Origin of the sequence: uncultured Umboniibacter sp. (genome assembly GCF_947497555.1) — a bacterium.
Taxonomy (GTDB): domain Bacteria; phylum Pseudomonadota; class Gammaproteobacteria; order Pseudomonadales; family DSM-25080; genus Umboniibacter.
This window is the reverse complement of the sequence record NZ_CANMGY010000011.1, coordinates 19,751-39,506: the sequence shown is the minus strand read 5'-3', so window position 1 is coordinate 39,506 and position 19,756 is coordinate 19,751. Positions and strand designations below refer to the sequence as shown.

The 19,756-nt window shown below is 46.5% G+C and carries 17 protein-coding genes; 1 reads left to right on the top strand and 16 read right to left on the bottom strand.

The features are described from left to right. Positions 1-21 precede the first annotated feature (21 nt). From cysC to Q0698_RS11670, 6 genes are all read right to left on the bottom strand, one after another. A complete protein-coding gene (gene cysC, locus Q0698_RS11695) occupies positions 22-621 on the bottom strand; it encodes an adenylyl-sulfate kinase (RefSeq protein ID WP_298636823.1) in 600 nt (199 codons plus the stop codon). A gap of 56 nt (positions 622-677) precedes the next feature. Continuing rightward, positions 678-1,736 carry an MraY family glycosyltransferase gene (locus Q0698_RS11690; RefSeq protein WP_298636822.1) on the bottom strand — a complete coding sequence of 353 codons (1,059 nt, stop codon included), beginning with the start codon at positions 1,734-1,736 and terminating at the stop codon, positions 678-680. Between the two features lie 144 nt (positions 1,737-1,880). Further along, positions 1,881-3,293, bottom strand: coding sequence for a sulfate adenylyltransferase subunit CysN (cysN, locus tag Q0698_RS11685; RefSeq protein ID WP_298636820.1), 1,413 nt, complete (start codon positions 3,291-3,293; stop codon positions 1,881-1,883). A gap of 71 nt (positions 3,294-3,364) precedes the next feature. After that, positions 3,365-4,279, bottom strand: coding sequence for a sulfate adenylyltransferase subunit CysD (cysD, locus tag Q0698_RS11680; protein WP_298636819.1), 915 nt, complete (start codon positions 4,277-4,279; stop codon positions 3,365-3,367). 165 nt (positions 4,280-4,444) lie between these two features. Beyond that, the gene (locus Q0698_RS11675; RefSeq protein WP_298636818.1) at positions 4,445-5,356 is read right to left on the bottom strand and encodes a glycosyltransferase family 2 protein; all 912 of its coding nucleotides are present in this window, start codon (positions 5,354-5,356) and stop codon (positions 4,445-4,447) included. 4 nt (positions 5,357-5,360) lie between these two features. Next, on the bottom strand, positions 5,361-6,086 hold the full coding sequence (locus tag Q0698_RS11670; RefSeq protein WP_298636817.1) for a glycosyltransferase family 2 protein: 726 nt from the start codon (positions 6,084-6,086) through the stop codon (positions 5,361-5,363). A 630-nt stretch (positions 6,087-6,716) separates the two neighbouring features. Here Q0698_RS11670 and Q0698_RS13355 point away from each other — a divergent pair. After that, on the top strand, positions 6,717-7,925 hold the full coding sequence (locus Q0698_RS13355) for an adenylyltransferase/cytidyltransferase family protein (protein WP_366140340.1): 1,209 nt from the start codon (positions 6,717-6,719) through the stop codon (positions 7,923-7,925). Between the two features lie 126 nt (positions 7,926-8,051). On the opposite strand, the gene Q0698_RS11655 is transcribed toward Q0698_RS13355, so the two are convergent. The 10 genes from Q0698_RS11655 to gmd form a co-directional block, all read right to left on the bottom strand. Further along, complete coding sequence (locus tag Q0698_RS11655; RefSeq protein ID WP_298636816.1) at positions 8,052-9,788, bottom strand: glycosyltransferase family 2 protein; 1,737 nt, start codon at positions 9,786-9,788, stop codon at positions 8,052-8,054. Between the two features lie 3 nt (positions 9,789-9,791). After that, entirely contained in the window at positions 9,792-11,081 is a 1,290-nt protein-coding gene (locus Q0698_RS11650) for a hypothetical protein (protein ID WP_298636815.1), read from the bottom strand. Between the two features lies 1 nt (position 11,082). Then, on the bottom strand, positions 11,083-12,534 hold the full coding sequence (locus tag Q0698_RS11645; protein WP_298636814.1) for a glycosyltransferase: 1,452 nt from the start codon (positions 12,532-12,534) through the stop codon (positions 11,083-11,085). Between the two features lie 52 nt (positions 12,535-12,586). Continuing rightward, on the bottom strand, positions 12,587-13,693 hold the full coding sequence (locus tag Q0698_RS11640) for a glycosyltransferase family 4 protein (RefSeq protein ID WP_298636813.1): 1,107 nt from the start codon (positions 13,691-13,693) through the stop codon (positions 12,587-12,589). After that, positions 13,690-14,751, bottom strand: a complete 1,062-nt coding sequence (locus Q0698_RS11635; RefSeq protein WP_298636812.1) for a hypothetical protein — start codon at positions 14,749-14,751, stop codon at positions 13,690-13,692. Before Q0698_RS11635 ends, Q0698_RS11640 begins: the two co-directional genes overlap by 4 nt. Next, entirely contained in the window at positions 14,748-16,616 is a 1,869-nt protein-coding gene (locus tag Q0698_RS11630) for a glycosyltransferase (RefSeq protein ID WP_298636811.1), read from the bottom strand. Before Q0698_RS11630 ends, Q0698_RS11635 begins: the two co-directional genes overlap by 4 nt. A 20-nt stretch (positions 16,617-16,636) precedes the next feature. Then, positions 16,637-17,101, bottom strand: a complete 465-nt coding sequence (locus Q0698_RS11625) for a hypothetical protein (RefSeq protein WP_298636810.1) — start codon at positions 17,099-17,101, stop codon at positions 16,637-16,639. Positions 17,102-17,130: 29 nt separating this feature from the next. Further along, a complete protein-coding gene (locus Q0698_RS11620; RefSeq protein ID WP_298636809.1) occupies positions 17,131-17,583 on the bottom strand; it encodes a GDP-mannose mannosyl hydrolase in 453 nt (150 codons plus the stop codon). Between the two features lie 7 nt (positions 17,584-17,590). Beyond that, positions 17,591-18,550 (bottom strand): GDP-L-fucose synthase, encoded by a 960-nt coding sequence (locus Q0698_RS11615; RefSeq protein ID WP_298636808.1) that lies wholly within the window; start codon positions 18,548-18,550, stop codon positions 17,591-17,593. A gap of 65 nt (positions 18,551-18,615) precedes the next feature. Then, on the bottom strand, positions 18,616-19,731 hold the full coding sequence (gene gmd / locus Q0698_RS11610) for a GDP-mannose 4,6-dehydratase (RefSeq protein WP_298636807.1): 1,116 nt from the start codon (positions 19,729-19,731) through the stop codon (positions 18,616-18,618). Positions 19,732-19,756 lie beyond the last annotated feature (25 nt).

Below are 19,756 nucleotides of genomic sequence, written 5' to 3'. Positions count from 1 at the left end.
ATCGCCAATTCAACGTAATCATCAGGAAATATAATGACTCGCCTGAAGGTGATCAACAATTTGCGCTGCACACTCTTCAATAGAATAATCATTCGTTTTTACATGAATATCGGGATGAGTTGGCTCTTCGTAGGCTGAATCGATCCCAGTGAAGTTCGCAATTTCACCTGCACGAACCTTTTTATAGAGTCCTTTAGGATCACGACTTTCACAGACTTCTATAGGGGTATCAATAAATACTTCAATAAACTCGCCCTCTGGGAGCATTTCGGCCACGCGTTGGCGATCAACACGGAAGGGAGAAATAAAGGCCGTTAATACTAGCAATCCAGCATCGATAAATAACTTCGAGACTTCAGAGATTCTGCGAAGGTTCTCAATTCGGTCTTCGTCACTAAACCCCAAATCTTTATTCAAGCCATGGCGTACATTGTCACCATCAAGTAAGTAAGTACGCACCCCTCTTCGATGCAACTCCTGCTCAACTGCATTGGCAATAGTAGATTTTCCTGACCCGCTTAAGCCAGTAAACCAAAGTACAGCAGGCTTTAAACTATTCAGTGAACTACGATCGGACTTTGAAACCGATGACGAATGCCAAGTAACATTAGATGAGGACACAAAAAAACCTTACATTTGAGCGGCGCGTGAAGAGTGCACGCAGCCGCATGAAATACTTATGATTGAAAGAGCAGCCTAATATTTCGAGCTCGCCTTACGAATCGTGAAGCTCTAAAAAACACGAAGAAGTAAGCTAACGATAAAGCTAATAGCATATAGACACTTGCCCACGGTGCGACAGTTTTAACGAGTAAGCCACAACCTAAAAATAACAGGGCAATCATTACGATGACACACCACGTTGCTCGAACACTAAAACCGGCGAGAATCAAAAGATGGTGCAAGTGGCTGCGATCTGCAGCGAAGGCCGACTGACCCTTTACTAACCTGCGAACAATCACCATTAATGCATCGAGAATCGGTAGGAGGACGCAAAACAATGCCTCGACCCAACCAAACTTATAACTGCCGGCTTCCATTTGAAAATTGTACAGCAGCACTGCCGCAACAAAAAATCCAAGTAATGTACTCCCTGAGTCACCCAGGAATATTCGCCCTCGTTTCGTTACGCCGGTATTCTTCAGCCAAAATACGAAGGTTATTAGGAGCAATGCTTTGATAAACCATTCGAGAATATGTATGCCGGTGATTGATTGAAAGGCGAGCAAGCCCACTAGCGCTACCATCACCATACTTGCAGCAGCGCCGTCAATCCCATCAATAAAATTGAAGGCATTAATGATGGCAATAATAAAAATCAGTGAGAAAAGTGGCTCCAAGAAACCCGGAGATAGGTTAAGACTGAGATTTGGCGCTATTTGAATAATGAGGTCATAGTGCTTACCCGAAACAAATAGGAACAATGCACAGAATGCTATCTGCAAGGTCAGACGGGCTCGTGCGCCAGCCGTGTAAACGTCATCGTAAAGCCCTAAAAATAGCAGCGCGCCACCCGCAACCAGCAGGGGGAGCGGCGCCATCTGGTATTCGGGGAATAACGTAGTGATCCAGCAAACCATCCCAAATACCAACACTCCACCAATGGTAGGGGTTGGGTCTTCATGGCGCTTACGTGAGCAAGGATAATCGACTAGCTCAAATTTATGAGCGAGCGGACGCAGTAAGCTAGTAAGCAATAGCATGGGGACTACGGTAAATAAAATAAGTTCAATCATATAATTCTAAAAATCCATCCTTGTGACAACAAGCTAACACAAAATTTTCACTATCCATCCTATGCGCCTAGGCAACATAGGATAGATAAGTTGATGCGATGCTTACTGGGCGAATCCATTCGTCCTAAGCTGTCGTATAACTATTTAAGCGCGCGAGATATCTCGGGCGCCCCAATGTGGATAATGCTCTCGTATATATTTATTCAGTTCAAGTTCGGCGGCGGAATAAGAAACCCCGGCACGCGCGCCCTCTTCTGCCGAATCAACAATCATGCCGGCACCAACTGTATTGTTGGTCAAGCGGTCAATGATGATAAATGAACCCGTCTTTCTATTGTCGGCGTAGCGATCAAACTGAAGCGCTTCATCTAAATCAAACAGTACTCGACCAATCTCATTTAATTGCAGCGACTTGGCCTCGCTACTCGCTAGCGTATTCACATCTACTTTAAATTCAACAGCCCGCGCGTGGCCATTAACTTCGTGAGCGCCTACCTTGATGTAGTAGTCACGATCAACCTGAAGTTCCTTTTCATCCATCCACACAACATTGGCGTGGAAAGAACTAGAAGCCATTGGCTTCTGGTGAGGTCGAACCAACATATTACCGCGAGAACAATCAATTTCATCCTCTAGGGTAATTGTTACGGCCATACCCGCGCTCGCTTCTTCCAACTCACCATCGAAGGTCACAATTGACTCAATCTTCGATTCCTTTCCAGAAGGCAGGCTTGACACGGTATCGCCAACACGAATAGAGCCACTAGCTACTGTCCCCGCGAAACCACGGAAATCTAGATTCGGACGACAGACATACTGCACCGGAAATCTAAAATCGGAGAACGCCTCAACGGTGTTAACGTTAACGCTATTCAGCAAACGCATTAACGTAGCACCTGGGTACCAAGGCATACTCTCACTAGGGTTTACGACATTATCACCCTTAAGTGCAGACAAAGGTACAAAGCGTACGTCTTCAAAGCCTAATGATTCTGAAAACTCACGGTACTCAGCTTTAATTTTTTGATACTGCTCTTGATTGTAGTCAATCAAATCCATTTTGTTAATGGCAACAATAATATGTTTGATGCCCAGCTGGCTACAAATGAAGCTATGTCGGCGAGTCTGCGTTTGCACACCGTGACGTGCATCAACTAAAATCACGGCTAGGTCACAGGTGGATGCGCCGGTTGCCATATTACGCGTGTACTGCTCATGCCCAGGCGTATCAGCAATAATAAATTTGCGCTGCTCCGTCGAAAAATAGCGGTAGGCTACATCAATCGTAATACCTTGTTCACGCTCTGATTGAAGACCATCAACAAGCAAAGCCAAGTCAAAGTCTTCATCCGTGGTATTAAAACGTTTTGAATCGCTCTCGATAGCAGCCATTTGATCTTCGAAGATCATTTTGCTATCGAATAACAGACGACCAATCAATGTCGACTTACCATCATCGACACTTCCGCAGGTGATGAAGCGGAGCATATCTTTATTTTCGTGAACTTTAAGATATCCTTCGATATCAGTGGCGATTAAATCAGAGCTATGAGTCATTACAACGTCCTAAAATTTTATATTTTCCTAACCATTTACCGGCTAACAGTCGCTTTAGCTGTTAGCAACGATTAGAAGTAACCTTCCATTTTCTTCTTCTCCATTGAACCCGATGAATCGTGATCAATGGCGCGACCTTGTCGCTCGGAAGTGGTTGTTAATAACATTTCCTGAATAACCTCAGGCAACGTTGCAGCAGAAGATTCTACTGCACCCGTTAGGGGGTAGCAGCCAAGCGTTCTGAAACGTACGCTCTTCATTTCCGGCTTTTCGCCTTCATGTAGTGGCATTCTTTCATCGTCTACCATAATCAGCATGCCGTCACGCTCAACGACTGGACGCTCCTTCGAAAAATACAATGAAGGGATATCAATATTCTCGAGATAGATGTATTGCCAAATATCAAGCTCCGTCCAGTTTGACAGCGGGAATACTCGAATGCTTTCGCCTTTATTGATCTTCGCGTTATAGGTATCCCAAAGTTCTGGGCGTTGCACCTTTGGATTCCAACGGTGCTTGGCATCGCGGAACGAATAAACACGCTCCTTAGCTCGGGACTTCTCTTCATCGCGACGAGCGCCGCCAAAGGCAGCATCAAACCCATATTTATCAAGTGCTTGCTTAAGCCCCTGAGTTTTCCAGATATCAGTATGTGTTGAACTACCATGATCAAATGGATTAATACCCGCCTCAACGGCCTCAGGATTACTATGAACTAGCAAGTCACAGCCATACTCTTTCGCGACTCGATCACGGAATGCGATCATCTCTTGGAATTTCCAAGTGGTATCAACGTGCATGAGTGGGAACGGAATTTTGCCCGGGAAAAACGCTTTTCGAGCCAAATGGAGGAGAACAGAAGAGTCCTTACCCACGGAGTACAGCATGACGGGATTATCAAATTCAGCCGCTACTTCACGAAAAATAAAAATTGATTCGGCTTCTAGCTGCCTAAGATGCGTAATTCGCTCTTTAGATGACTGCATGGTTCTCCCCAGTTAAGCATTAAATTACAGTTAGGCGGATTTTATAGGAACTCGAGAAATGATACTAGTTCAGAGTTCACCATTTCACTGCCAAATAATACCTTTTGGCGCGTGAAGTAGCGTTCAGGGAGAAGATTCAGTCTAGGCCTTTGCAGTTAGTCCTGCCTACACACGACCAAGCAACACGACAACTGAAAAGAACAATCTGGCATACCATGAGGAGCGCAAAATCCCGCCGTTCAAAATAAAACGTAGGCGTTTAGTAAAACTCGCATTACTACGCAATAATTCAATGTGCTTCGTCGATTCGCCATATTGCTGACTCAGCGATTGGGCTTGATCAACCGAAGCCCAAAAGTTGTCAATTACTTTGCGCAGATAGCCTTTGCTCATTAACCGGGAGATCATACTGACATTCGGCGCGCCGACGGCATTGTTATCATGCTGTCGATAGAGCACCAGCGGCTGATCAACAAACTTCAGCTGTCCAAAACTACGCGCAACCAGCGCTAACCACCAATCATGCATACACGCTGAGGAAGGGACAGGGAGAGCCAGGTCAATGAGTTGACGATTGACTACCATTGTACAGCCCGAGACTACATTTTGCTGAGCGAGCTGATTAAGCGATGTCGCGCGCTCAGGAGAGATTGCACAATGAGTGAAGTAGGACGGGGATATTTCCCGCAATTCTTGATTCACAACCACGAGGTCGGAAAACAAAGCAGCTGGACTGTCTGGAGGCAAACTTTCAAGTTCGCGACGCATGACTACCAGCTTGCTAGGCAACCAAACATCGTCTTGATCTGCGAGACAAACCCAATGGGCCGACGTCAAGGACAAACCATAGGCAAAATTGCCGGTAGGACCTAAACCCCTTGCGTGAGCGTAAACTTCAAAACGCTCGTCAAGCGCCCGGTACCTTTCTAAAATTTGAACGGTTGCGTCTAACGAGCCGTCATCCACCACAATGACTCGCTCAACCAACTCATTAAAACCCTCAACCTCAAGAATAGAATCTAGCTGCGCTTTTAGAAATCGTTCGCCATTATAGGTAGCGATGACAATATCGAACACACCGCTATCCTCGATTAATTTTTGGTTCGGGCTTTACCCTAGTTAATACGGGCTTATCTCGCACTCCCGACAGTGAATAGCGAATGACGCTTCGAACATGCCAAAAAAAGTATTTCGTTAGGAAGCGCTTGCTATCTCTGCGCCTAAAGTGCACGCCTTTCGCTCGCTTACACAGGGCCACTAACACACCTTGTCGGCGAGCACGACGGCAGAGATCAATATCCTCACAGTACATGTAAAAACGCTCATCGAAGCCGCCCAGGCGTTGATACCACTCCGCACTCAATAAAATACAGGCCGCGCTGGCCCACACACGACCGGGTTCAAAATGATCTTTTTTCTTATTGATCATCGTGACACGGTGATTGAAGATATAGGTGCGAATGAAGTCCGAGAAGCGAGGATAAAAGCGGATATTATCGTCTTGGAATATATATTCTTTATCCAAATATAGATCCGCCGCAATAATAGAATCTGGCTTTTTCTCGGATTCTACCAACATTGCCTTCAGCGAGCTTGGCTTCAGCAGTACATCCGGATTCAGAACTAAAAAACGGTCATCGGGCTGCGGATCTAGGGTTTCCTGGTATAACCGGAAGTTGGCATTATTGTTATGAGCAAAGCCATACTCGCGCTCATTCGCCACATAAATAATACCGTATTTTTTACAGTAGCCTTCCAAATTCCTTACCGGATCATTGTCGCGACAAATTACTACCGTATTATCCATCGACGATAGTTTTTTTATTGATTCTAGGTTAATCAAAACGTCGTGGTGTCTGTGTGAGACGACTGAAACAATTGTTCTCAAAAGAATTTCCTATCTAACCGCAAATCCCTATCAGAACATCGTCAAACTGTTAGAACTTCAAGTTCTTTTAAAAAACTTGAAGTTAACCGAACACCTGAAACGGGGGAAGTTAGTTTAAGTTAGCATATCTCTCTGCGAAAATCAGTCAAATACATCAAAATGAACGCACTAAGTTGGAAACTGAGGCGCAGTGCAACCGACGTTTGCCTAGGTGGCACCAACATTCAAATAAAAAACTGTCAGAACTAGCGATTGCGCGCGCAGTTCTGGCATAATCAACAACGAGTATAAGGCTCTGGGTTTGAGTCGCTATACTTATTTTCATTCGTACCAGTAAGCACGCGTTGATATACCCAGCTTGGTAGACAAGTGCTAGTAAAGGCGCAACAAAGCAGCGCTCGAATATACAAAGTAGACTAATCAGACAATGTGAATAGGCGGATAAAGTTATCTGCCTAATTCGGCTTATTGTGGTGGCAGTAATTCAACCTCAGAGGTTGACACGTGACGACCAAGTAGCAAAAACCTAACCAGATAAGAGTAGCCATAATGAGTACAGAGAACCCTCTCGACAGTTTTATTGAAGATGTCATCCTGCCCAAGCGCATGATGCGAGGCTACTATCGTCTGCTGTATATTTTTCAGCATGTCATGAATCAATACGACATCGAATTCTTCGCCCATTCTGGCACCATGCTTGGCGCAGTGAGGCATAAGGGCATTATCCCCTGGGATGACGACCTTGACGTAATGATAGAGGAGAGCTTTGAGGACCTTTTAATTGAGGCATCCACGGAGTTAGAGCGCTACGGTATCATGCTTAAAGAAATGGAGCACGACCACCTCTATCAATTCAAGTGTAGTAACCCAAACGTTGTCGGAAATGGATACTACTTACAAATTGATGTCTTCATCGGCAAGCGTGAAGTCATCGGCGGTGATCTAGTCCTGCATTATAAGAGTCCTAAGTTTAAGCAGTGGTTTAGTAAGCGATTCATCAGAATTGAAGATCTGTACCCGCTCAAAACCTACGAATTTGGGCCCATCACTGTAAAGGGTGTTGGCAACCCAACCAACTACTTCAATAACAGTGGTTTTGATCTAGACACCGCTATTGTGGCAAGGCATCAGGGGTTTGATAAATTCCTACCGGTAATTGAGGCGCTGAAGCAGCAAGGTCTTTACCCTATTACCAACCACTATTCCCTTCATTACCGTCACAAGATTGCCCAGCGGTATGTTGCTCAACCTATCGAAAATTACTTGCTCCAGCGTGAGAGTAGAACGGTCATTACCTACGGCACTTTCGATCTTTTCCACGTTGGTCACGTGAGACTGTTAAAGCGCCTTAGAGCGCTTGGAGACCGTTTAATTGTCGGTGTTTCATCCGATGAATTTAACCTGAGTAAAGGTAAGAAATCTTTCTACTCCTTTGCAGAGCGCAAGGAAATCCTCGAAGCTACCGATTACGTAGACTCGGTGTTCGCGGAGAATGACTGGGAGCAAAAACGTGGTGACATCATTCGCTATAAGGCATCGATCTTCGGCATGGGTGACGACTGGTCAGGGGAGTTTGACTCACTGAAGGATATCTGTGATGTCGTATACCTACCTCGAACGGAGGAAGTTTCGACCACTGACATCAAAAACGCCCTCGCAAAAATATCTGAACAGGATGTCGAGCAACTCGAGTCTTCGCTTCATGCCGCACTGGAAGTGGTGAGCTCTCTTGCCAACTCAGTGAAGGGGCATCGCTAGCAGAAAGGCCTTTCTTAGAAAAAATCCTAATCAGGCTAAGGGATAATTCTTTAGCCTGATGAGTGTTCGTCGTTCACGCTGGACGCTAATTTAGTTCACACTTCTAGGCGACTAGAAGAATAGTTGTCAGGAATAACTGGTTCGAATACGAAAATCTTCACCGTTACGAGTTAGGTGAGGACTGTACATAGGATCATTATCAATAACCCCCTGCCATTTCTTAGTTAATAACGCCTTCTCATTATCGAACCGAGCTCTTTTTTCCGGAGTATCGTCTAAGCCACGACTCTTTGATTCATAGTGATACAATTCAGCGGAAGCGCAATAGACGTTTTGGTAACCTGCTTTGATAACCTGCAAACAAAAATCAACGTCATTATAAGCCACGGCGAATTCCTCATCTAACCCCCCTACAGACCAGAACACTTCCGTTTCCACGGCAAGGCAAGCGGCAGTCACTGCGCTCACCGAATGTGTTAAGTGCGAAAAATAGAAGTAGCCAGGCTCATCGGGCTCTATATAGCGATGGGAGTGGCCCGCATAACCACCCGGCCCAAGGCTCACCCCCGCGTGTTGAATGCTGCCATCGTGGTAGAGCAGCTTAGCCCCGACACAACCAACTTTAGGCATGGCGAGTATACCCAACATATCATCCAGCCACTCGGGTGAAATGACTTCAGTATCGTTATTAAGTAAAACCAACACCTCCCCGTTCGCAACTCGGGCGGCAAAGTTATTAATTCGTGAATAGTTAAATGGCAGGCTGTATTGAAGAACCTGAACTGCTTCATGGGTTCGTAGCACGTCCAGATAGGCTAATGTCTCTTCACAGGTCGAACCGTTATCAACCACAATTAGTTCAAAATTTTCGTAGCGAGTTTTTTCAAAAACACTTTCAACACATAGCTTCAAATCCGTGTAGTGGTCTCGTGTAGGGATCAAGATGCTAACCAACGGTTGGTCTGCTCGGCGATATTGATTATTCATAACGCCCAAGGAAGGCTGGTTTTTAGTGTTCTCCGCTGCCGACTGATTGGCTAGACGAAGCGCACTGGAGCGCGTGTTCGACGTAAGTAGTTGACTCGCAAGATCATCTTGGTTATGAAATAGCACACTGGTTACGTGATGTATCTGGCTTCTTAATTGATCATTATCCTCTAAGCGTTGAATAACCGCGACATCAAGTGGGAGCTTAGCTTCAATTAGCATACTCAGAAGGGCCTTAGCCTCACTGTCTGTACCTATTGCGACCACGCCACCTAGGTAATTAACTTGCCTGAGGAGAAATTCATTAAAATCGGTTTTAAAGAATGGTTTCTCTCGCCTATTACGCTTAGCTAATTGGTCCTCATCGGCATACGCTAGGCTAAAACCATGATCTCTTCTCGCCCTGGCGAATTCCATCAAAGCGGACTCACTTAACTTACCCGGCGCCGCTATCCAAACACAAACCCGCTGATTAGACTCAGCGATTTGCGACAGCGAACTAGAATTAACAACGTGAAGCGGCTGAGGCCCTTGAGGTGACTCCCATAACAGATCGCACTCACTGCTTCCGACTACTGACACACGACGTGGAAGTAACGTTTGCTGCTCAATGGAAGCTATGATTTGGCTACAATCTGAGTGCGCTAAACTACGAAGATCAATAATTACATCGATTTCTTCGCGCAATAAAGCTTCATCGATTGGCTGTACAAGGGTGGGCTCACAATACTTAACCCATAGTCGATATTCCGCCTTGGGAAAGAAGCCAGGAATCGTATGACGAAGATGATGAATAAGCCACGTGTATAAGCCGTGTATTAATGGGATTCGCTTTAAAATATTTACGGCTCGATCGCCCAATAATTGACGTATCATTAATTAAATTCCATTTCTCTTAACTATCAGTCTTTTTAACTTGCGACCCACTCGACGCGTGTATCGACTAAGCTTATCTCTACCACGAGCCTGAGGAAGTGGGTAGTATTTAAACAACAGCTTTCTAGCTTCTTTATGGTAACGATTACGACTGAGAATTTGTTCTAATGGCTTGCGCGCATTACGTAACTCAGCGTTAGCAAGATACGCCTTTGACTGTGCCAATAGAACCTCCGTCGATTCGCAATCTGGCCCCTGTTTTGCTACTGAGTCTACGTCCATCAAACCCAGAGCACGCGAAAAACCTTGCACGACGAAGCCCTTTAACGGTGAGCTCATGAACTCCCTCTGCAAGCGCTTATAAAGTGCTGCATCGTGTTTTTGTATTAGTCTACAGATGCTTCTAAAGTCCACATCAGCGCTGTCTTGCTCGCAGTATTTCATCGGCCTTTTTGTGGCGATAAACTCCGCCAGTGGTAAAAGCTGCGGCTGATTATAGCGCTCGACAAACTTTTTAAGTTCCGCAGCAAGATTGTTACTCAGTAACCGATGAGTCTGCTCGTTCAACAACGAGTAACCTTCAGCATCGGCTGCTATGGCTTGGCAAGCTCTATCCACTTCAACGGACAATTCGGGTGAACAGAAATAATTTGCCGCTCTCTTGAATTCTAGCGCTTCGAAGGAATAGGAGTGGTTCACCCCCCTATCTTCAACACTAACGTTAACGTCTATGGCGGAGAGAAAATCCGTCACGAGATTGCCGCCGGAGAATAATTCAGCACCGTAAGGACGCAGATCCAACTGCGGAAGCAATCCTTTATTGATTAACTCACCAACTTGCCTCAACACCCTAAATCGAACCGCGCGTTCAGTATCAATTGGTTTAAACTGGCCGTGGCGCTTAACACTTTGGTTATAGTTGGACTCGAATATTTCTATTTGATTTCGGACATAAAATACGAACCTTGCTTGCGGCAGTAATCTAGCGAGCTCGGGGATATGACGATAGAATCGCTCAGAGGAAAACACTAAACTACGGTAGTTTGACGCTTCAAACTGCGCGATTAAGCGCTGTATCTTGGCCGCATCAACCTTAAACTCACCTTGCTCGTCAATGCTGAGCAACTCGGCACGATTACCATCACTCACACCATTGCTGTCGATAGCATGGGCTGGATACCACACTCCAAATTCGGACTTAAGCAGGTCACGATGACTATTCAGCCAATACTGAATTGCTGAGGTACCGGTCTTGCCAGGCCCTACGTGAATATATATGGTTTTATTCACCATGCTAAAAGCTTACTCCCAACTCTCGAAGCCTTTTTAAATAGTGGCATCCTATGGAAGCTACATTGCGCCTATCGAATAGTTTGCTGGCTGCGTCTGCGGTGATTCTGGATCGCTGATTATCGCTAGCTTCGTACACGGCTAATAGCTTCTCCGAGGCGTCATCCAAGTCCGCATCAGCCCACAGCTGTCCTTCACTCTTCGGGTAATCCTCCACTGGGATTAGCTTATAACGAACCGCCCACGGGTAACCCTCCGGTATTAGATCACAGTGACCGGACCAATCCGTTACGACAACCGGGAGGCCCCGAAGAATCGCTTCCGCAACATTGCGCCCTAAACCTTCCGAACGAGCTAAGGATAAATAGCAATCCGCTCGGTCGAAAAGACTCTCCATTAACTTAGAAGAAAAATTAGCGGTGAGTAGCTGTATACGACCGTCGCCAGCGATAGCGTGAAGCATTTCCGTGCGATCGCTAACCTCAAGATTCATTGACTTAATACTTAACCGACAATTTGGGAACTGTCCCGAGGGAAAAGCTTGTCGAAAGGCGCGTATTGCACCCGATGGGTTTTTGCGACTTGCGCGTGACGCGCCATCAAAGATAGTTAGTACCGAAAAGTCGTCATCACATCGATTATTTAAACTAGCAGGAATTCGTGGCTGATCGAGGGGTGTCCCAAGATTGTAAACCCTGAGTCCGGCCTGTTTGAATGCCTCATAACAAAAGTCGGATATTGCCCACACTTCGCTAAACACATCCAGCGAATCACCTTCAGGCCAGTTTGGAAGCTCCCAAGGAAGAATCCCTATATTTAAACGCCCGTTATCGAACAGCGGTGCGCCACTCTTGCGGAGCCTCTCAACTTCTAGAGGGCTGATACAGAAAATTGAAGTACTGAAGGCTAATCGTCCCTCTATACCCCAAAAATCACTACTCTTTACGGAGTCACGATCACCAACATGATCTAATGCCACGCGAGAAACATTAATACCCTGCTGCGCTAAAGATTGCGCCACTAATCGAGCATCCTCACCCAAGCCACTGCTACTATTAAAGTAGCCGACGAGGTTAACGCCAGAGGTTAACATCCCGCCGAATTTACGCTTCGTGATTACTTTAAAGGTTCGTGATAGATCCGTGCTCTGAACATAACAATTTAGCAATTCGCCAAGGTTACTTTGGGCAATCAGCCGAAGCATTTCCCCAGACTTAACCGGTCGCGTTGGCTGCAACGGATGGAGAAAATTAAAAGCCAGCACGTCGATTTGCCTAACCCCAGTCACATTCAGCGACGGGGACTGCAAGAACATCTGCACCGCTGGCGTGACTAGATCGAATTGACCAGTCTTCGGAATCTGTCGAAAGAGGATTTCTGAAAGCGATTGCTCAGCGGGGAAGATTCTTCGTAGCGCGGCTAAGTCCTGCTGTAATTGCGAGTCATCGCTCATCATTTTACCCTCTTAGCCCTGGCGAAATGCGCCTGAAGTAACCTCACTTCAGAAATCAACGCGACATCACCGCTACCAATGACTCAATATTTACCAGCTGTTGATGACAGTAGTCCTGGTAAACACTCCGCGCCAAATTGGTTTCATCAACAAGACGTGGAGCAGAATACTCGTTGGCAAACTGAACCAAAGACGTTAAAGACTCAAACAGATGGCTCTCTGCCGTGGTATTGATTCCCACCATGGCATCCGGTGTTGCTAAGAGGGGCTTGCCATAGGATAGCGCCTCAACGGATTTAATCTTCAAACCCGTACCTCCCACCATGGGATTGACGATAATATCCATTTCTCGGTAAAAGTCATCAAGGCTATCTACAAAGCCCCAGTTTTCAAAGATACCGTCTTTGTTATTAATTGCGCGAGTAATCGAACCGGCGAGGCACCAACTAATATTTGTGTTATCAACTCCGTTTAAAGCTTTTTCTAATTCTTCGATGGAAGCCACATTAAATGGATTAGCGCTGCCCAAATAACCAATTCGCAATTGTTTCTCATTGCGCTGCGGCAGGAAAGTCGGCGGTATTACATGGCCGATTTCGATAACCTGGCGATGAGTAATGAGTTCGAAATAGGCCGCCTCCTCACTTTGAATAGCGAGTACGACATCTGCCCGACTCAGACCTTTACTCTCCAATTCTACCGTAGTATAGAACCAAACGGGCTCTAACCCTGCGGCTTTAGCAACAATATGACGATCACCGAAAACGTCATGGGTATCGATCACCTTCACCACACTGTCTGGAAGATAATCTAGCACTTTGGAAAACCAAACGTAGTTAACAATGCACGATCCGTAGTCATAGCGCTTTGAAAGTTCGGATACCTGAAAGCCTACTTTATCATCAAACCAGTCATCGATATCGTAATAGTCGTCATGGCTTGGAGCTGGAGCCGCGCGATTGGGTGAAATATAGTAAAACTCATCCCAAAACTCAGACATTTCTCGGCGTTGCAGATCAGTGAGGCCTTCCATGCCGTAGTAAACGAAGTGCAGAGGGAAACCAGAAGATTTTAGCCATTTAGCTAACGTGAAGATCCGCTGACTATTTCCCTGTAACTGAGGATGCGAGGGGATGGGCGAGACGATAAGAATAGGTTTCATTTACTATCCTCTAACGTCAATAGTGCCACGCTTTTTATGGCGATACCCACCCAACGGTCGTGGTCTTCCTGGTAACTCCAAGTTGGCAGAATAAATGTTATTGGAATAATCTCATTGGCGACTACGTCAATAGTCAGTTCAATGGATTTGTCATTAGGCTTATAAATAATGGGTGAGCGGCCCGCGACGATTGCTACGTGTTTATCCTTGAGATCGGAACCTACCTCGCCAACCTCAATTAACAGCTGGTAGCTTCCTGTTACCGGGGCAACCAAATATAAGGTATTCGCTTCATTGGGTTTAGCCCAATTCAGTCCATCACCACTATCAGGGTAGAAACCTAACCTCGGCATCGCACCTACGGGCAGGCTAGTTATTTCTTCTTTGAAGGAAGTTAGCCAGTTAACTGCCGGCGTGACATGAATCAGTGAGCGCGCCCCATGACTCTGCATCAGCGCTATATCCACAGAACCCTTCGGCACGGCAATGGCGAACGCAGACTCTGCAGCAGTTTGTGCCGCTATCGTGCCCCCGGCAACCGTTTCAAATGTTTCATTAAGCCAGTCGAATTGATTTGCAGTGTCTGACGTAACCAACGCAGCGGCCGTTGTAGTCAGCGTACATAAGATATTGTGAGCCGCGGCAAAGCTAAGCACTGCGTTCACCACAAAGCGATTCTGACCACCTAGATGGATTGCACTCGGGAGACGAAATTGCGGTAGTACCTGGGCAGGTGTTTTTACCTTCGCGCTTGTCAATCTACCAAGATATTCAGATGCTCCGGGCTTAAGCGACTCATGACGAAGTATCTGACCTTGAGCCTCTCCAAGGAATACCGACGATACCAAGCAAGCGCTGTTTGAACGGTAGTCATCGAAGACTTCTAAGGGAAGTTCCGACACTAGATCCTCGGTAAACACCAGCGTCGTGTTTTTAGTATGATTCAGCTGAAGGTAGGCGGAGCCAGGCGAGAATAGGTCACCAACGCACAAAAAGCTACCTGAGGGGACTAGGTGTTCGAAGACAACTTGGAACGCTCGTAATTGCTTGGAATTCAAACCCTATCCTCCAACGCATTTAGCGGACTATTGGAAAATTGACCCTTAAGCAATGCCACGGTTGCGCTAGTCAGCAACTGCGCCTTGACGGATTCCCCAGCCAAACTGGCCGTCATCCGGGAAATCACCCGTGCCGAAAGTAAAAACCTGTCTACCGATTGGAAACTGAGACTCTGACGATTACCCGAACTCAACGAGGATGACTGCAGTTCGAGTCCCGCCTCAGACACTAAGGTCGCTATTTCGGTTTGAAGCGGCAGGCCGGCTTCCGGCGATACGCTATAAATCACTAGCTGAAGCGAAGCACCTATTTCTAGCTGCCAATTGATAAATTTCAGCACGGCACTGCCATACTGAATAAAATCGGCAGCTTCAATGGCCATAAGTACTTGGTGATAACGCGATTGCTCATTGTCAGTTTCAGCCAATTCAGCCCATCGACAAAAATGAACATGCGGTAGATGAGACGCTAGAAGCTGCTCAGAGGCTTTACTGGGATTCACAACTAGCGTGGTCTCGCTGTTAAACAAACGCTGTGTTTGACCATTGCTTAATAACGAACACCAAGGGTCTTCCTCAACTAAACCATCTTTTAAGCTATTTGATAAATTAAGACTAGCGGTAATTCTGCATGTTAATTGAGATACCTGTGAAACCGCGCTTAAGTTAACGGCCTCTGTTGTGTTCTCTACCACCGAGAGGTAAGACTTAACCGTATCAGTAATTCGGTGTGATTCGTTAACCCAATCCTGCGCGGCCTGGCCAACCTTAAGCGCTTCATCTGGCATTTGAATTAGGCGCTGAAGTGCTGAGGCCAGTTGTTCATGAAACTCTTCATGATAATTGAGTTTGATTGCGCAGGACTCAGGGATCTCTGCGAATGGCCCAGTGTTTATGACTACACAGGCAAGCCCCATACCTAGAGCTCGAGTGAGCGTACCAGAGCTTTCACCGCCACTTGGATAACGTAAATTAACAATAAAGTCCGATGCGCCCAAGTACTGGTAAAATTCTGTTTCCGTTAAAAAGCCAGTAACTAAGACATCATTCTCTAAGCCCAGTGCTTTGATATCAGCGAAGACATCATACTCGTGTGGCTTACACTGTCCGGCCAGTACATAGAGTACCGCCTCACCCTGATCCTTTAGTGTTTTAACCGCCTCGAGGACAGCGCGAATTTGCTTCGCCTTGGCGATAAAGCCCATGGACGTAAAGATAGCTTTATTACGAGGCAACCCAAGTTCATCACGGTAGCTCAGCTTATTGGCAATATCATATTGATCAATCTCAGGCGCCAAGTGGTGGGGGATAACGGTCACTTCCCGCTGCCTGGCTGAAACAATTCGAGCGGCGTAATTTGAATGAACAATCACTCTATCCGCGTTATCAATGACACTGGCGTTAAGTAGTAGCTGTGAAGTGGAAAACGTACCTTTAAAGCCACGCTTCGTCGTCCCCTCACCCAGGCGCTGCCCCAACACTCCATAATCATGATGTAAAGCCATTGAATAGCTATCGTGGCGACCCTGTGCCAAGGTGGTCAAATCCATGAGGTGATGAAGGTTTAAATCATGAATGACGACTGTCCCCGGGGTAGACAGTAGTACCGGTAGCAAGTACACCGCATCACCATTATTGCCTACATGATATAGGTGCCTAAACCCTTCAAAATCATCTCTGGTATGAAGGTATTCAGCTAATCTATAAACCGAGACCCCATCTGGAGTAGGCGCCACTTCATCCTGATCATTCGGGACCACAATACGAAGTTCCGTAGCCGCCGCCAAGTAGGGTATCTGCTCGTAAAAATAATCGGCGATACCGTTAGGCTTAGGTGGCAGCGGACAAAAAACAACCAGTTTCATTGGGGCAAGCATAGAGTGCCTTATTGATTATTAACGATCTGTTCAACTTCGCGTAACATCCGTTCTGAGTGCAACGCTAGCAATGCTTCCATTCGCTGCTCCATCTCTACACAAATTGCGGCCGCTGCGCTATCCACGCGCGGCTTAATGACAATTGGCTGAATGTCCGCTTTCTTACCATCAACAACAACTGAAAAAATACGCGGGCGGACGTCAAATGCGCCCATGCGTGTTGGAAGACTAAAGCCGTATTGGCCATCGCCAATACCAGCCATTAAAACATCCTCTCGCAAAATATTTGCCGACGCTTCCGATACTACTACGCCCTCTTCTACCAACTGAACAACAGCTCGATGAGATGGATTTGCCAGCACCGCAACCCAACCCGAAATGCTTTCCTGAGTCACCTCATCAATATTCAGTGAAAACTGACCCGCTGCAGGCGCTGAGCGACCCAATAACTTTTTAATTACTCGCTTAGCCAAGTTTTTAATTCTTCCTAACATATCTCTTCTCACTTATTTTCAAAATACCATTTCGTGTGCTGATGCACCGAATCATCACTCAAAAGCTCCGCCGCTGAGTACCATTTGTATTGACTATGTTGCGCGACGGGAAGCGATTGAATTTCACAATTCAATTGGATCTTATAGGCCAGCACGACATAGTGCGTACTCACAGAAGGATCCGCAAAAGAGTCACTATAATGATGCTCATAGACGCCATGAAACACGGCCTCATCAATATTCATTGCCACTCCCAGCTCATTACTCACCAGGCGAGTAAACGCTTGGGGGATCTGCTCACCCTTTAGAATTCGACCGCCCGGAACAAACCAATAACCCTGTGCCGGCGCGTTTTCACGAAGGCCCAAAAGGAACGCTCCAGTCGAATCCTCTACCACCAAATCAATGGATACCAACGGCGTACCAGCGACGATTTGTCTAAATTCATTCAGAGGTAACATCTTCAGCTTAACCTCGGAAGTTATCCTGATTTGCCAGAAACCACTGATACGCATCCTGCAAACCGCTTTCTAAACTAATACCTGCGCGCCAGCCCAACGAAGCCAGCCGATCTACATTCATCAGTTTACGCGGAGCACCATCGGGCTTAGATGCATCGAAGCTAACAGCGCCAGTAAAACCAACCACCTTGGCAACAGTCTCCACCAATTCACGGATAGTGCAGTCCACACCAGTTCCCACATTGATATGACTCAGCATAGGTTCTGTATTCGCCTCGTAGGTTGAGCAATCCAGCTCCATGACATAGACCGATGCTGCCGCCATATCATCTACGTGAAGGAACTCACGCATCGGCTTGCCGCTACCCCAAGCAACCACTTCGCTATCACCATTTTCCTTCGCCTCATGGAAGCGACGCAACAGCGCAGGGATAACATGTGAATTTTCGGGATGAAAGTTATCGTGTGGGCCATACAGATTGGTTGGCATCACCGAGCGATAATCACGGCCATATTGACGGTTATAACTTTCACATAGCTTGATACCCGCAATTTTTGCGACGGCATAGGGCTCATTAGTAGGCTCTAAGGTGCCAGTTAGCAAAGCTGTCTCAGACATGGGCTGTTCGGCCAGCTTAGGATAGATACAACTGGACCCTAAGAACAAGAGCTTCTGCACGCCGCTTTGATGGGCGGAGTGAATAATATTGCACTCCATCATCAGGTTTTCGTATATAAACTCTGCTGGGTAGGTATTGTTAGCAATAATTCCACCCACCTTTGCTGCAGCCAAGTAGACTTCATCGAACTGCTGCGCTGAGAAAAACTCCGCGACCGCTGCCTGGGACGAAAGGTCCAACTCAGCGCGAGTGCGGGTAACAATTTCGATATTATCGCGCTGCGATAGGGTGCGAACAATGGCAGAACCTACCATTCCTCGATGGCCAGCTACAAAAACTTTTTTCATTTGAGTTCTCTCAATTGAGCCCGCGACTAACTACTAGCCGCGCACTGTTCACTGGATGGCGCTAATTATTCTTTAGAAACGGAAACGCTATAACCGTGATTCTTTAGGATTGCATGTTGCTTAGCGCTCTGAAGATCACTTTCAACCATCTCTGCACACATCTCTTCTACCGTAATCTCTGGCACCCAACCTAGCTTAGCTTTAGCCTTCGCTGGATCACCAAGTAGCGTTTCCACTTCAGCTGGGCGGAAGTATCGTGGATCTACTTTCACAATGACGTCACCCACGGCAACACCTGGGGCATTATCCCCGGTCACTGCTGTAACAGTCGCAATTTCATCCACGCCTTCACCGGAGAATTCAAGGGAAATGCCCGCTTCGGCCGCCGACATTCGGACAAATTCACGCACTGAGATTTGTTTACCGGTTGCAATAACGAAATCGTCGGGCTGATCCTGCTGAAGCATCATCCACTGCATACGGACGTAGTCCTTCGCATGACCCCAGTCACGGAGCGCATCCATATTGCCAAGGTAAAGACAGTTCTCAATACCCTGAGCAATGTTGGCGACGGCACGAGTAATCTTACGTGTTACGAACGTTTCACCGCGGCGCGGCGACTCATGATTAAACAAAATACCGTTACAGGCATACATACCATATGACTCACGATAATTGACAGTAATCCAGTAGGCGTACATTTTTGCGACGGCATAGGGTGAACGCGGATGGAAAGGAGTCGTTTCGGTTTGCGGAATTTCTCGCACTTCACCGTAAAGTTCAGAGGTTGATGCCTGATAGAACTTGGTCTTCTTTTCAAGACCTAGGAACCGAATTGCCTCAAGTAAACGTAAGGTACCCATTGCATCAACATCAGCCGTGTACTCGGGTGCCTCAAAGGAAACTGCCACGTGTGACTGAGCTCCCAAGTTGTAAACTTCGTCCGGCTGAACTTCCTTTAGAATACGCGTCAAGTTTGAGCTGTCGGTTAGATCACCGTAATGCAGCTTAAAGCGAGCATTTTTCTCATGGGGATCAGCGTAGATGTGGTCAACTCGCTGAGTATTAAATAAACTCGCACGGCGCTTAATGCCATGCACTTCATAACCTTTATCTAGTAGGAATTCAGCAAGATATGAACCATCCTGCCCCGTTACACCGGTAATCAACGCTTTTTTCATACAATACAAACCAATTAGCTCTAAA